The sequence below is a fragment of the Streptomyces sp. AC1-42W genome (assembly GCF_003248355.1).
GTDB lineage: Bacteria > Actinomycetota > Actinomycetes > Streptomycetales > Streptomycetaceae > Streptomyces.
On sequence record NZ_QKWY01000001.1, the window covers coordinates 3,135,569 to 3,148,882 of the forward strand.

Annotated in this window: 13 protein-coding genes and 1 pseudogene; 11 read left to right on the forward strand and 3 right to left on the reverse strand. The window is 69.4% G+C overall.

Features of this window, described 5'->3' with window-relative positions; genetic code table 11:
- Positions 1-260: 260 nt before the first annotated feature.
- From acmA to DNK56_RS35945, 7 genes and pseudogenes are all read left to right on the forward strand, one after another.
- Positions 261-1,679, forward strand: coding sequence for a 3-hydroxy-4-methylanthranilate adenylyltransferase AcmA (gene acmA / locus DNK56_RS14430; RefSeq protein ID WP_111334109.1), 1,419 nt, complete (start codon positions 261-263; stop codon positions 1,677-1,679).
- Positions 1,676-1,912, forward strand: coding sequence for an acyl carrier protein (locus DNK56_RS14435; RefSeq protein ID WP_111334110.1), 237 nt, complete (start codon positions 1,676-1,678; stop codon positions 1,910-1,912). Before acmA ends, DNK56_RS14435 begins: the two co-directional genes overlap by 4 nt.
- 66 nt (positions 1,913-1,978) lie before the next feature.
- Positions 1,979-2,179 (forward strand): MbtH family protein, encoded by a 201-nt coding sequence (locus DNK56_RS14440; protein ID WP_057667197.1) that lies wholly within the window; start codon positions 1,979-1,981, stop codon positions 2,177-2,179.
- Positions 2,180-2,191: 12 nt separating this feature from the next.
- Positions 2,192-2,752, forward strand: a complete 561-nt coding sequence (locus tag DNK56_RS14445) for a hypothetical protein (protein ID WP_146610483.1) — start codon at positions 2,192-2,194, stop codon at positions 2,750-2,752.
- A 13-nt stretch (positions 2,753-2,765) separates the two neighbouring features.
- Positions 2,766-3,398 (forward strand): DUF6875 domain-containing protein, encoded by a 633-nt coding sequence (locus DNK56_RS14450; protein ID WP_146610482.1) that lies wholly within the window; start codon positions 2,766-2,768, stop codon positions 3,396-3,398.
- Positions 3,399-3,618: 220 nt separating this feature from the next.
- A complete protein-coding gene (locus DNK56_RS35940; protein ID WP_446750425.1) occupies positions 3,619-4,356 on the forward strand; it encodes a hypothetical protein in 738 nt (245 codons plus the stop codon).
- Between the two features lie 640 nt (positions 4,357-4,996).
- Positions 4,997-6,010, forward strand: a pseudogene (locus DNK56_RS35945) (cytochrome P450 family protein).
- Positions 6,011-6,085: 75 nt separating this feature from the next.
- Here DNK56_RS35945 and DNK56_RS14465 read toward each other — a convergent pair.
- From DNK56_RS14465 to DNK56_RS14475, 3 genes are all read right to left on the reverse strand, one after another.
- Complete coding sequence (locus DNK56_RS14465; RefSeq protein WP_111334115.1) at positions 6,086-6,292, reverse strand: ferredoxin; 207 nt, start codon at positions 6,290-6,292, stop codon at positions 6,086-6,088.
- Between the two features lie 27 nt (positions 6,293-6,319).
- Positions 6,320-6,967, reverse strand: coding sequence for an LmbU family transcriptional regulator (locus DNK56_RS14470; RefSeq protein WP_199563757.1), 648 nt, complete (start codon positions 6,965-6,967; stop codon positions 6,320-6,322).
- Positions 6,968-7,193: 226 nt separating this feature from the next.
- A complete protein-coding gene (locus tag DNK56_RS14475) occupies positions 7,194-8,036 on the reverse strand; it encodes a TetR/AcrR family transcriptional regulator (protein ID WP_111334117.1) in 843 nt (280 codons plus the stop codon).
- A 114-nt stretch (positions 8,037-8,150) separates the two neighbouring features.
- Between DNK56_RS14475 and DNK56_RS14480 the strand changes: the two genes are divergently transcribed.
- From DNK56_RS14480 to DNK56_RS14495, 4 genes are all read left to right on the forward strand, one after another.
- A complete protein-coding gene (locus DNK56_RS14480; protein WP_057667211.1) occupies positions 8,151-9,035 on the forward strand; it encodes a siderophore-interacting protein in 885 nt (294 codons plus the stop codon).
- 79 nt (positions 9,036-9,114) lie between these two features.
- The gene (locus DNK56_RS14485; protein WP_111334119.1) at positions 9,115-10,098 is read left to right on the forward strand and encodes an ATP-binding cassette domain-containing protein; all 984 of its coding nucleotides are present in this window, start codon (positions 9,115-9,117) and stop codon (positions 10,096-10,098) included.
- Entirely contained in the window at positions 10,088-10,855 is a 768-nt protein-coding gene (locus DNK56_RS14490) for an ABC transporter permease (RefSeq protein ID WP_111334121.1), read from the forward strand. The genes DNK56_RS14485 and DNK56_RS14490 overlap by 11 nt, the downstream gene beginning before the upstream one ends.
- Positions 10,856-10,941: 86 nt before the next feature.
- Positions 10,942-13,212, forward strand: coding sequence for an ATP-binding cassette domain-containing protein (locus DNK56_RS14495; RefSeq protein WP_057667217.1), 2,271 nt, complete (start codon positions 10,942-10,944; stop codon positions 13,210-13,212).
- Positions 13,213-13,314: the final 102 nt, after the last annotated feature.

The following is a 13,314-nucleotide window of genomic DNA, read 5'->3' on the forward strand; positions in this document are numbered from 1 at the left end:
AAAGCAAATTCGTTGGCAACCTAACTCGGGGTGCTGGAGGGGTCAAGGGTGGCTCAAGCCGGTGTCCCGCCGGCGGGATACCGGCTCGGGAGATCGCCGAAGTGCTGCCGGTCAGAGGCTTGTCGGGTCGGCGGGCACTGATCGTCGGCGTCCTTGCCCGCCGTCTCGCGGCCGTGTTAGCTTCGACATCGCCGAATGTCAGAATTTCCGGCTTCCGGGATTTGGAAGCCACCGGAATTTCCCCATAAGAGGAAGCTGGTATGGCCGATAAATGGTGGGGGGAACAGCTGCTGGAGCGCGGGGACGACGGTGATCTCTGGGCGGTCTCGGCCGCCCCGGTCACCCGGGGCGAGCTCCGCGCCGGAGTCGCCGGACTGCGGCTCCGATTTCGAGAGAGTGGTATTTCCGAAGGCAGCTCGGTGCTGCTGCGGATGACGCCGAGTTTCACGTACCTCCAGGTGCTGCTGGCTCTGTGGAGCTGCGGTGCCCAGGTGGTTCTGGTCGATTTCCGATTGAAACCGGCCGAATTCGAGCCTCTGGTGGAGCGTGTGCGGCCGCAGTACCTGGTCGTGGCTGCGGGTGCCGGAGGGTCGGTGACCGGATTCCGGCAGGAGTCCGACTTCGAGGTCCGGCGGCTCGCAGGCGGCCGTCCGGCCGAGGACGGCGTCGTCCTGGTGCAGTTCAGCTCCGGCTCGACCGGCCGGCCCAAGGTGATCGGCCGCCCGGCCGGGTCCGTGCTGGCCGAACTCGACCGGCACGCCGGGCTCCCCGGCACCCCGGGTCCGGGCGAGCGGGTACTGCTGCTGAACTCGGTCATGCACAACATGGGCCTGATGACCGGCGTGCTGCACGCGCTGGCCGCCGGGGCGACCCTGGTCGTCCCGGCGACCTTCCGCCCGGCCGAGGTGCTGCGGCTGATGGCGCGGACCGAGGTGTCCGTGATGTACGGGACGCCGGTCCACTATGACCTGCTGGCCCGTACCGCGGACCGCCCCGAGCGGCTGTCGCTGCGGCTGGCCGTCTCCGGCGGCGAGCGGGTGCCGGAGGAGACCCGTCAGCGGTTCCTGGCGGCCTTCGGCCTGCCGATCTGCCAGGTCTACGGCGTCACCGAGATCGGGCTGATCGCCGGGGACCTGTCCGGGCGGTGCATCCCGCCCGAGATCGGTCCGCCGGTGCCGGGCGTCGAACTGGAGATCGACGGCGAGGAACTGCTGGTCCGGATGGACCGCTCTCCCTACCTGTACGGCGAGCACACCGACCGCTACCGCGACGGCTGGCTGCGGACCTTCGACCGGGTCGGCCGGGACCCGGAGACCGGGGTGCTGAGCATCCTCGGCCGCTCCGACTCACTCGTCGTGGTCGGCGGGCTGAAGGTGGACCTCACCGAGGTCGAGGCGGCACTCCTCGACCACCCGCGGGTGGCCGAGGTGGTCGTGACCCACCAGGACGCGATCGAGGCGTTCGTCGGCGGCGACGAGGACCTCACCGCGGACGAGCTCACCGCCTGGTGCCGGGAACGGCTGAGCGCGGTGAAGATCCCGAAGCGGTTCTTCGTCACCCGGCAGCTGCCGCGCAACTCGATGGGGAAGCTCGCCCGCGACCGCGCGCTGATGCACCGGCACATTACCTCGGAGCGGTCGGCGCAGTCCCGGCCCGCTGAGCTCAAGGGGGCCTCGTGATCTCGAAGGACGACATCAGGGCGATCCTGGCCGAATGCACCGACCTCGGCCCGCCCGAGCAGTTCCCGGACGACGCGGGGCTGGTGATGGACTCGCTCACCCTGATCGTCCTCCAGCACGGGCTGGAGGAACGGCACGGCGTGGTCATCGACCCGCACTTCGAGGACATGGAGCAGTTCACCTCGATCGACGGGATCCACGCCTACCTCACGGCGCTGCCCGCGGAGCGCTGACCGCCGCGCTGCGACCCGCCCCGACGACCCATCGCGCCCCGTTCACACCATCCGCCAGGAGCGATCATGACCAACCCGTTCGAGAACCCCGACGGCCAGTACCTCGTGCTCGTCAACGCCGAGGGCCAGTACTCGCTCTGGCCCGCCTTCGCCGAGGTGCCCGCGGGCTGGACGGTCGCGCTCGCCGAGACCGACCGCCAGTCCTGCCTGGACCACATCGAGGCGCACTGGACCGACATGCGCCCGCTCAGCCTCGTGCGCCGATAGGAGAGGAACATGATGGACGACACCGCATTCCAGCGGCTGCTGCTGACCGAGGAGGACCTGGAGGAGTCGTTCTTCGGCGAGGAGCCGAGCGCCGCCTACGATCCGGTCTTCGTCTCCGGCGACCCCGCCGGACGGTCCATCGTCGACCTGACGAACATGCTGACCCGCGGCACCCACCCCGAGACGCTGCACCACGGCTCGGCGCTGTTCACCAACGCGGTGGGCTCGGTGGTCTTCCACCACGTCGCCCAGTTCGACGGACCGGCGTGCCGTCAGGTGTTCCAAAAACTCCTGGACGCGGTGCAGGACTGCCGCGAGTACCGGATGGAGCTCAACGACGGCGTCCGGATCGACATCACCAGGACCGGGTCGGAGCCGCTCGACCTCGGGGACGGCGGCATCCTCGTGCGCTGGGTGTCCACCGTCGACCACTTCCGGATCGAGACGGCCTGGGCCGTCGTCATCAAGGGAGACGTCCTCTCCTTCGTCAACACCCGCATCCCGGACCACGCCGAGACCCACCGGCTCGCACGCGTCGCCGTCGACCGCGTCTCGGAGCCGGTGAAGAGCTGAAGGCGTACACATGATGAGCCCCACCGGATCCGTCGTCACCATCGAGTCCACACTGGCCGAGATCGACACCTGGCTGACCGAGTACATTTCGGCGAGCCACCCGGAGATCGGCCGGACGGGCCCCATCTGCCCGTTCGTGGCGCCCTCCCGCAAGAACAACACCCTCGAGGTCCGCCTCCGGCTGGTCGGGCAGGACCCCACCGCCGAACTCCTGGAGGAGGTCGCACGCAGCAGCCTGCGCGAGTACGAACTGCTCTCCTGGCAGGGCCGTAACCCGATGCTCCGAGCCCTCGTGGTCGTGCTGTCCGACCTCCGCAGCGAGGACACGCCGCTCCTCGACCTGGCCCAGTCCCGCGTCAAGGACGACTTCGTCGCCCGGGGCCTGATGATCGGCCAGTTCCACCAGAACTGCGAGGTCACGGCGGCCCGCAACCCCCGGTTCGCCGTCAGCAGGGCACCGGTACCCGTCCTCGCCGTCCGTGCCATCGCCCTGCACGACATCTTCTTCCTGCACGACCACCCGCACTGGTTCCACCAGTACCGCGAGAAGTTCGGCAAGTCCTACGGCCCGGACGCCACCGCCATGGACCCGGCCCTCCAGGACCTCTACCGCCGAGCCGAACAGGCGTACGGCCACAGCTCCTGAAGTCGGCCCCCACCGTTGAGCCGTCGTGCCGATCCCGGCACGACGGCCTCTTCGTCGTCCGGGGGTGAGGAGCGGACCCGCGCCCGGAAGCCTCCCCTCCTGCGGCAACCTTTCACGGCCGGGCGGCAACCAACAGGCAGGGCGCGGTACGCGTTCCGTGGACCGAAGAGGAGCTGCGCAGCATGAGCAACCATCCTCCCAGCCGCCGCCGTGGGCCGGAGTGGCGGGCATCGCCCTGGGCGGCGCAGCGGCCGTCAACGGCCGCCCCCGGATCCGGCTCAACGACTGGACCTCACCCGTTCCCGTCGCCGCCTGGCACCGCATGCGCAACCTGCGCGCCACCGGACACCCGGCCGGCACCGCCTGGACCTGGTTCGCCATCGCCCTGACCGCCTCCCTCGGCGCGAACGTCGCCACCGCCGGCCTCCTCGACCTCGACCACGTCCCCGCCTGGCTGCGGATCCTGGTCGCCGGATGGCCCGCCCTCGCCTTCTTCGGCGGCACCCTCCTCGCCCACAACACCACCACGACCAAGGCCCCCGCCGAACCGGAACCCGCCAAGGACGAACTCCCGCTCCACGAAAACCCCGAGCCCTCCCCGGCACCCCAGTCCGTACCAAACGCGGAGCAGGACGGCCTGTCCAGCCCCGCGCCGGTGGCTGAGCGCAGGGTCGACGTCCCGGCCTCCGACGAAGAACCGGCCGCGCCTCGCAAGCGCACCGGACGCCCACCGGCGAAGACGATGGACCAGCTCGTGGAGATGATGCGGCCGGTCGTCGCCGAGCACGGTGTCAGCGTCGCAGTGGTCGAGAAGGCCCTCAGCGACGCCGGGATTCCGATCAGCAGCAAGCAGCGGACGGAGCTTATGACGCTCCTGCGGGATGAGCAGGCCGACCCTCAGCCCGACCACGCCGACCGCGAGCCCGAGCAGGCGCGTGAGCACGCGGTGCCCGCCTGACGCGTCACCGCTCCATAGGTGGCCGCCCACCAACGACCCGTACGGCGCCTGGCGGGCGGCCCCTTCACCGCCAAGTGGTCTGGCGGATGTCCACCTCGTGGTCAGCGAGATCCGCCAAAGCACCGGATCACCCTTCCGCCGAACCGGTCGCCGCCCGATCCGGTCCGTGCGCCGCGTTCGCATCCCGCTCGCACCACAGCACCTCGACGACCCCGCAGCAGGAGATCAGCCCGTGACCGACACCCAGTACCCGCGCGGCGCCGCGAGCGAGAGCGCGAAGGAGAGGAAGAAGTCCCATACCGTGAAGGGTCTTTGGCAGTGGGCGTTCGGCAACCGTGCCCGTGGCGGAGCCAGTAGTACCGCGTGTCCGACTCGTGGCCGGACTCGCGGGATCTCCGTCCCAGGGGTGGCGGAGACGGCCCAGCGCGAGGGCGCGCCGGGCAAAGCTCCTTGTCGTCCAGCAGCAGATCCTCGCCGACGTCCGCCCCGCCCGGTCGTCCGCGGCCGGTTCGTGGACGGCACTCCGGTGTGGTTCGTGACCCGCTACGACAACGTCCGTGGCGTGCTGCGCGACCCACGGTTCGTCAACGCCCCCTCCCACGTGCCCGGCGCACAGGGCGCGGATCCGCGTGAGGGGATGATGGAACTGCTCAAGGTCCCCGAGCACTTACGGATCTACCTGCTCGGATCCATCCTGGACAGCGACCCGCCGGACCATCCGAGGCTGCGCCGCCTGGTGAGCCGGGCGTTCACGGCCCGCCGTATCCTCGATCTGCGTCCCGCCATCGAAGAGATCGCCGACCGGCTGCTCGCCGAACTGCCCCACCGGGCGCAGGACGGCACGGTGGACCTGCTGGAGCACTACGCCTACCCCCTGTCGATCACGGTGATCTGCCGGCTCGTCGGGATCCCCGCCGTCGACCTTGAGCGGTGGCGGGAGTGGGGCGGGGACCTCGTGTCGATGCGGCCTGAACGCCTACAGCACTCTTTTCCTGTGATGATCGACTACTGCCATCAACTGATCGAACAGCGTCGCGCCGCGCTCAGGGACGATCTGCTGAGCGAGCTGATCCGGGCACAGGACGACGACGGCGGACGGTTCAGTGACGCGGAGATGGTCACCATGGTGCTCACCCTGGTGCTGGCCGGCCATGAGACGAGCACGCATCTGATCGGCAACGGCACCGTGGCCCTGCTCACCCATCCCGATCAGCTGGCACGGCTCAGGGAGAACCCGGCGCTGTTCCCGAGAGCGGTGCACGAGCTGATGCGCTGGTGCGGCTCGGTGCAGGTGGCCCGACTGCGCTACGCAGTCGAGGACGTGGAGATAGCCGGCACGCGCATCGCCCGCGGTGACGCGGTCCAGCCGGTTCTGGTGTCCGCCAACTTCGACCCGCGGCACTAAACCGATCCGGACCGGCTTCACCTGACACGTCAGCCGGACGGGCAGGCCGAGAACCACGTGGGCTTCGGCCACGGCATCCACTACTGCCTGGGTGCGACGCTGGCCCGGCAGGAGGGCGAGGTGGCGCTCGCCCGGCTGCTGGCCCGCTACCCGGACCTCGCACTCGCTGACGGCGATCCGGAGCACGACCGTGCCCGGCTGCCGGGCAGCTGGCGGCTGAACGTGTTGCGCCTGCGGCTCGAAGCATGATCCGACCGCAGCGCTGAGGGCTCCACGGTCTGCACCGTGGAGCCCTCAGCCCCGGGGGTGGCGGGAGTGGTGCCGTCAGGCGTCAGGCGGGTCGTTCCCCACGGCGATGGCCTGGACGGGGCAAGGACAGCGCGGCCTGGTGACCTGCCGCGGGGTCGCCGTCCGCGCCCCGTCGGGTACGAGCGCGGCGAACCCGTCGTCGTCCTGGGTGAACACGGCGGGTGCCGTCAGGGTGCACTGCCCGGACCCGATACAGGTGCCGTGGTCGATGCGGATCTTCATGGGGGTCTCCGGTGGTCGGGCGGCGGGTCACTGACCGAGCTCGTGCGCGGTGGCACGGTCGAGCGTCAACAGGACCCACTCCTCGAAGTCCCGGTCTCCCCTCGATGCGGCTTCCCGCCAGCGCTGGACATGGTCACAGGGGGCGCTGATCCTCAGCAGGCTGGCGCGGGCGGGACCGGCAGGTGGGGTCCCTCTGCGGCTTTCCCGCAGCCGCAGCCGAAACTCGTTCCGCGACCAGCCGTGCTGCTCCGCCTGGTCGAGCCAGGTGTCAGCCTCCGCCGGCGGTAGGGAGGCGACCTCGGCGTGGTGGCCGAAGCTCAGTGCTTCGCGCCGACGCCCGAGCTCGAAGTGGCGAGCCACCCAGGCGTAGTTGCGCAGCGTCTGGTAGTCGAGCCCCGCGGCCTGCACTCCGGTCTGGTAGCGGTCGGTGTAGCGGTCCTGGCCGTAGACGAGCCAGTCGCCCAGGCACCAGGCGGAGGAGTCGGCGATCTGGAAGATGCGCTGCCCGGCCTTCTCCCATCGGTCGTAGGTGAGACTCGTCGGTATCTTGAGGCCGACCCGGGTGCTGAAGATTCGTTCCTGCCCGCCCGGTCTGCCTTGGTGAGCAGCCTCGGCCGCTGGGCGGCCGACCGGTAGTCGACGGTCACTGCGGTCGTACTTGGCGATGTGCTGCACCGGCTTTCTCCTGAAATCGGGGCATGATGCATCTCGTACCATTCATTGCGCCCTCGAGCCATCAAGGGCGCAAGCTCAACAAACGGTAGTCACCGTCCGAGACACCGTCACCAATACTTCCGGCCGGAGATGGCTGATTTGGGGTACAACAGGCTTTGATGCCGATTGTTTCGGGAGCGCGGCACGTGCCGGATAATGCGGGCCCGCCCGGGCTCGCACGAAACCGTCAGGGGGTGCCGGCCGGGGCGTGGAGCGTGCCGTCGGAGCCCGTCCGCACCGCCGCCTCGACGCCGTCGAGGATCAGTTCCAGGCCCACCCGGAACGCCTCCCTCCCCTCCTGTTCCATGTGTGACGCGGCGCCACCCGCCTCCGCCTCGGTCATGGCGGCGAGACTCGCGGTCGACTCCAGGGTCGCGAGGGCTGGGAAGCGTTCGGTGAAGTCCGGCGCGAACTCCGCCATCAGCGCGGACCGCTGCGCCCACCACTCCTCATCGGGCACCCCGGTCTCCGGCGCCGCCTGCCGGTGTTCCGCCGCGACCAGGGCCATACCCCGCACGACCTGGAACAACGCCCCGATGATCCGTCTGGCGTGCAGGGGTTTCAGGCCGATTCCGCCCAGGATCCGCACTACCGTCTCCAGCCGCGCGTACTCGTTTGGCCCGAGTACGGGACGGGCCTGCGAGACCTGGAGCACCCAGGGGTGGCGCAGGTAGAACGCCCAGGCGTCGTCGGCCCAGGTGGTGATCGCCGGGCGCCATCCCGCACTCGTGTCGTACTCCGTGGGCAGTTCGGCCAGCACCCGGTCGTGCATCAGGTCGACCAGTTCGCTCTTGCTCGGCACGTACGTGTAGAGCGCCATGGCGGTCCGGCCGAGCCGGGTTCCGACCGCCCGCATGGATAGGGCCGCCATTCCCTGTTCGTCCGCCACCGCGACACCCGCGGCCACGATCGTGTCCACGTCGAGTCCGGGTTTGGGACCGGGTTTAGGGGCAGGCCCGCCCAATTCGCCCGATCGCCAGAGCAGAGACATGGATCGGCGTGCATCGCCCTGTCCGGCGAAAACAACCACCTTGCAACTCCTTGCTGCATAAAGTAACCTCACCGGCACATCTATTTACGCTGTAAGTGTATCAGCTGGGTGTCCGCCCACCCTGGTATTCCGTACGTTCGTGGAAGGTTTTCGATGGCAGAGCTCCCCGTCACATTTATCCAGGTCACCGACATCACACGCATCACACCGCGGATGGCCCGCGTGACGTTCGAGGCCGACCTCCTCGACGACTCCGTCGGCCTGACCCCGGACCAGCAGCTCAAGCTCTGCTTCCCCCGGCCCGGCCAGTCGCGCCCCGTCCTGCCGGAGCAGAGCGACGACGCGACGGGCTGGTACCAGGCATTTCTGGCCATTCCGGAGGACGAGCGGCCCTGGATGCGCAGCTTCACCCTCCGCCGGCGCGTGCCCGGGACGAACACCGTCGAGGTCGATTTCGTTCTGCACGGCGACAGCGGCCCGGCCAGCGCCTGGGCCGGCTCCGCCCGCCCAGGCGATCGGCTCGGCATGGTCGGCCCCTCCGCGCTCTACGCCGGACCGGTCTCCCTGACGGACTCGATCACCTCCGCCGACTGGCTGCTGATCGCCGGCGACGAGACTGCACTGCCCGCCATCGCCACCCTGCTGGAGGCCCTGCCCGAGCGGACCTGCGCCCAGGTCTACATCGAGGTCGCCGAACGCGCCGAGCAGCAGACCTTCCGGACGGCGGGCGACGTCACCCTGCACTGGCTGTACCGCGACGGAACCCAGGCCGGCCGCAGCGAAGCCCTGGCCGACGCCGTCCGCGGCGCCGAGTTCCCGCCCGGGCGCCCCTTCGCCTGGCTGGCCGGCGAGGCGGGCGTCGTCCGGGCCCTGCGGCGCCACCTGGTCAACGACCGGGGGCTCGACAAGCGCGCGATCGACTTCAGCGGCTACTGGCGCGTCAAGCTCACCCAGGATGACGCCCCGACCGCCGACGACATGGCCGAGGCACAGGAGCGCCTCGCCGAATACCAGGCGGCGGCCGATGGCCAGTCCTGACGAGCCACGCGCCGGAGCCGGTATCCCCGCCGGGCGCCGCGAGTCGGCCGGACCACCGCCGGGCCGAGAGGAGGACTTCATGATCACAGTACGAGGGCTCGCTCGCCGGTTCACCGTGCGCGGCCAAAGTGTCGAAGCGGTCAAAGGAATCGACTTCGACGTGGCGCCCGGGGAGGTGGTCGGGTTCCTCGGCCCCAACGGAGCGGGCAAGACCACGACCTTACGGATGCTCACGACCCTGCTGCGCCCCACCGGCGGAACTGGAACCGTGGCCGGCTGCGACCTGCTGACGGACCCCCAGGGCGTCCGACGCAGGATCGGCTGCGTCCACCAGGGCGGCGCCGCCTGGCCCGAGTCCAGGGTCGCCGAGGAGATCGAATTCCAGGCCCGGCTCTACGGCCTGTCCCGGTCCGAGGCCAGACGGCGCGGGGCCCTGCTCGCCGAGCGACTCGACCTCGCCGGCCTTGACCAGCGCCCCGTCAAGACGCTCTCCGGCGGTCAGCGCCGCCGGCTCGACATCGCTCTCGGACTGGTCCACGAACCGACGCTCGTCTTCCTCGACGAGCCCACCACCGGCCTCGATCCGCAGAGCAGGGCCAACCTCTGGGACCACGTCCGCCGCCTGCGCTCCGAGCAGGGCACGACTGTCTTCCTCACCACGCACTACCTCGACGAGGCGGACACGCTGTGCGACCGGATCCTCGTCACTGACCACGGCACGATCGTCGCCGAGGGAACCCCCGACGCACTCAAGGCCCGGGTCGCCGGCGACGCGATCACCATCGAGGTGGCCGACCAGGTCGCGGAGGCGGCCGATGTCGCCGGGCGGCTGACCGGCGCGACCGAGGTGAGCGTCGACGGCGACACCGTGCGCTTCCGGGTGCCCCGCGGCGACGCCGCCCTGCCGGAACTGCTGCGCACCCTCGACGGCCGGGGGATCACCATGGCCTCGGTCAAGGTCAACCGGCCAACCCTCGACGACGTGTTCCTCAGCCTGACTGGACGCTCCCTGCGGGATGGCGACCACGCGCCCCAGGCCAGGGAGGCCGCCCATGCTGCGTGACACCCAACTGATCTTCGTGCGGGACATGAAGCTCGCGCTGCGCAGCCCGACCTGGCTGCTCATCGGGATCATGCAGCCGCTCCTGTACCTGTTCCTCTTCGGACCCCTCATGGTGTCCGTGGTCGACCACACCCCCGGGTTCCCGCCCGGCGGCGCCTGGGAGGTCCTCACCCCGGCCCTCATCGTCCAGACGGCACTGTTCAGCGGCGCCTTCGCCGGGGTGGGACTGCTGACCGAGTACCGGGTCGGCGTCGTCGACCGCTTCCGCGGCACGCCCGCGAGCAGGGCCGCCCTGCTGTTCGGTAAGGTCTTGGCCCAAGCAGCGCAAGCCACCGCGCAGTCCGTACTGATCGTGCTGGTGACGCTGCTCGTCTTCGACCTCGACGCCTCACTGAGCGGGCTGCTGCTCAGCCTGGCGATCGCCGCGGTTCTGGCCATCACGCTGTCCTCGGGATCGTACGCACTGGCGATGGTCCTTAAGAGCGAGGCCGCGTTCCCCGCGCTGATGAACGCCGTGCTCCTGCCGCTCCTGCTGCTGTCCGGCGTGCTCCTGCCGGTCTCCGAGCAACTGGCGCCCGGCTGGCTGTACAGCCTGGCCCGGATCAACCCCCTGACCCACGTGGTCGACGCCGAACGTGCGGCGTTCCGGGGGGACATGAGCACCACGGAGCTACTGACCGGCTCCCTCGTGCTGCTGGTCATGGCCGTCCTCGCCCTGCTGTGGGGAACACGGACCTTCCGCAAGGAGAACGCCTGACGGCACCGCCCGCAGGCCCACCCGAGACCGGGCTCCCCCTTACATCCCCCGGAGGGGGAGCCCACCCGCACCAGCAAGGAGCACACATGAGGACCGACGCCATCAAGGTGACCGGTGCCAGGGAGAACAACCTCAAGAACGTCTCGCTTCGGATCCCGAGACAGCAACTGACCGTCTTCACCGGTGTCTCCGGCTCGGGCAAGTCGTCCCTGGTGTTCGACACCCTCGCGGCCGAGGCCCAGCGGCAGCTCAACGAGACCTTCAGCGCCTTCGTCCGGACCTTCCTGCCCGACCACGGGCGGCCGGACATGGACGCCGTCGAGAACATCTCCGCAGCCGTCGTCATCAACCAGAAACGCCTGGGCGGCAACCCGCGCTCCACCGTCGGCACGGTCACCGACATCAACCCGCTGCTGCGTCTGCTGTTCTCCCGGGCCGGTGATCCCGCGGGCCTGTCACCGAGCGCGTTCTCCTTCAACGACCCCCAGGGCATGTGTCCCACTTGCGAGGGCCTCGGCACGACCGTCCGCCTCGACCTCGACGCGTTTCTCGACCGCGCCAGGTCCCTGAACCAGGGCGCGCTGCTGCACCCGGACTTCTCCACCGACAGCTGGTACTGGCTGAGCTATGTGGAGTCCGGCCTGTTCGACAACGACAAGCCGCTGGCCGACTTCACCGAGCGGGAAAGGCAGCTGCTGCTGCACGGCGAACTGCCGAACAAGCTCCGCCTCCTCTGGCAAGGCAACACCCTCAACGTTCGTTACGAGGGCCTCGTCGACAAGTTCACCCGGCTCTACGTCAAGAAGGAGGACATGTCCGAACGTGGCCGCCGGGTGTTCCAGCGGTTCGCCCGCACCGCCTCCTGCCCCGACTGCGACAGCACCCGCCTCGCGCCCGCCGCGCTGGCCACCCGGATCGGCGGCCACCACATCGCGGACCTCACCGCGATGGAGGCACAGCACCTCGCAGCCGTCCTGGCGGAGCTGGACCTGCCGCAGGTGAAACCGGTCCTGGACGACCTGACCACCCATCTGCACCACCTGGTCGACATCGGACTCGGCTACCTGAGCCTGGACCGGGAGACCCGCACGCTCTCGGGTGGCGAGTCCCAGCGGATCAAGATGGTCCGGCATCTGTCCAGCAGTCTCACCGAGATGCTGTACGTGTTCGACGAGCCGAGCGTCGGCCTGCACCCCCGGGACGTGCACCGGCTCAAGGAACTCCTCATCGCGTTGCGGGACAAGGGCAACACGGTGCTCGTGGTCGAGCACGACCCCGACGTCATGGCCATCGCGGACCATGTGGTCGACATGGGACCGAAAGCCGGGATGCTCGGCGGCGAAGTGGTTTTCGAGGGCAGCTTCGACGCACTCACCCGTGCCGACACCCTTACCGGGCGCCATCTCCAGCACCGACTGCCTCTCAAGACCGAACCCCGGCGCGCCACCGGGACGCTCACCGTCACCGACGCGACGAGCCACAACCTCAAGAACGTGACGGTCGGCTTCCCCACCGGCGTCCTGACGGTCCTCACCGGCGTGGCCGGATCGGGCAAGAGCACGCTGGTCAACGACGAGTTTCTCAGCCGGTACCCCGACGCGATCGTCATCGACCAGTCGGCGGTGAACACCAGCCGACGCTCCAACACCGCCACCTACACGGGCCTGATGGACCCGATCCGTAAACTTTTCGCCAACGCCAACAAGGTTAGCGCCTCCCTGTTCAGCGCCAACTCCAAGGGCGCATGCCCCAACTGCCAGGGGCTCGGCGTCCTCTACACCGACCTGGCGTTCATGGACACGCTGAAGTCGGTGTGCGAGGTCTGCCGAGGCCGCCGTTTCTCCGAGGACGTCCTCGGCTACCGCCTGCGGGGCAGGTCCATCAGCGACGTCCTGGAGATGACGACGGCCGAGGCGGCGGACTTCTTCACGGAGCCCAAGCTCCGCCCCGTCCTGCACGCCCTGAACGAGGTGGGGCTGGACTACCTCCGCCTCGGCCAGCCGCTCAGCACTCTGTCCGGCGGCGAGTGCCAGCGCCTCAAGCTCGCGGCCGACCTGCACCGCGTCGGAAGCGTCTACGTCATGGATGAACCCACCACGGGCCTGCACATGTCGGATGTCCACCGCCTCCTCGGCATCGTCGAGCGCCTCGTCGACCAGGGCAACACCGTCATCGTCATCGAACATAACCTCGACGTCGTCAGGAGCGCCGACTGGATCATCGACCTCGGCCCCGAAGGGGGCAGCGGCGGCGGACGAATCCTGTTCGAAGGAACTCCGGCCGATCTTCTGAAGGCCACCGGCTCCCACACCGCCGCGCACCTCCGCCAGGACCTCTCGCATGCGGGCCGCGTCTGATCTCTGATCATCGGGGCCGTGGCGGCAACGTCGTGAGCCGACGTGCTCGTCGCGCCGGATGAGGTGAAGGACGAGAACGGCCTTCACCACGTCGGTGATCCG

What these genes read in the sequence shown, in the direction of transcription:
- DNK56_RS14440 (WP_057667197.1), top strand. Translation starts at nt 1,979, where the DNA reads ATGACCAACCCGTTCGAGAACCCCGACGGCCAGTACCTCGTGCTCGTC.
- acmA (WP_111334109.1), top strand. Translation starts at nt 261, where the DNA reads ATGGCCGATAAATGGTGGGGGGAACAGCTGCTGGAGCGCGGGGACGAC.
- DNK56_RS14480 (WP_057667211.1), top strand. Translation starts at nt 8,151, where the DNA reads ATGGCAGAGCTCCCCGTCACATTTATCCAGGTCACCGACATCACACGC.
- DNK56_RS14495 (WP_057667217.1), top strand. Translation starts at nt 10,942, where the DNA reads ATGAGGACCGACGCCATCAAGGTGACCGGTGCCAGGGAGAACAACCTC.
- DNK56_RS14450 (WP_146610482.1), top strand. Translation starts at nt 2,766, where the DNA reads ATGAGCCCCACCGGATCCGTCGTCACCATCGAGTCCACACTGGCCGAG.
- DNK56_RS14445 (WP_146610483.1), top strand. Translation starts at nt 2,192, where the DNA reads ATGGACGACACCGCATTCCAGCGGCTGCTGCTGACCGAGGAGGACCTG.
- DNK56_RS14465 (WP_111334115.1), bottom strand. Translation starts at nt 6,292, where the DNA reads ATGAAGATCCGCATCGACCACGGCACCTGTATCGGGTCCGGGCAGTGC.
- DNK56_RS14490 (WP_111334121.1), top strand. Translation starts at nt 10,088, where the DNA reads ATGCTGCGTGACACCCAACTGATCTTCGTGCGGGACATGAAGCTCGCG.
- DNK56_RS14485 (WP_111334119.1), top strand. Translation starts at nt 9,115, where the DNA reads ATGATCACAGTACGAGGGCTCGCTCGCCGGTTCACCGTGCGCGGCCAA.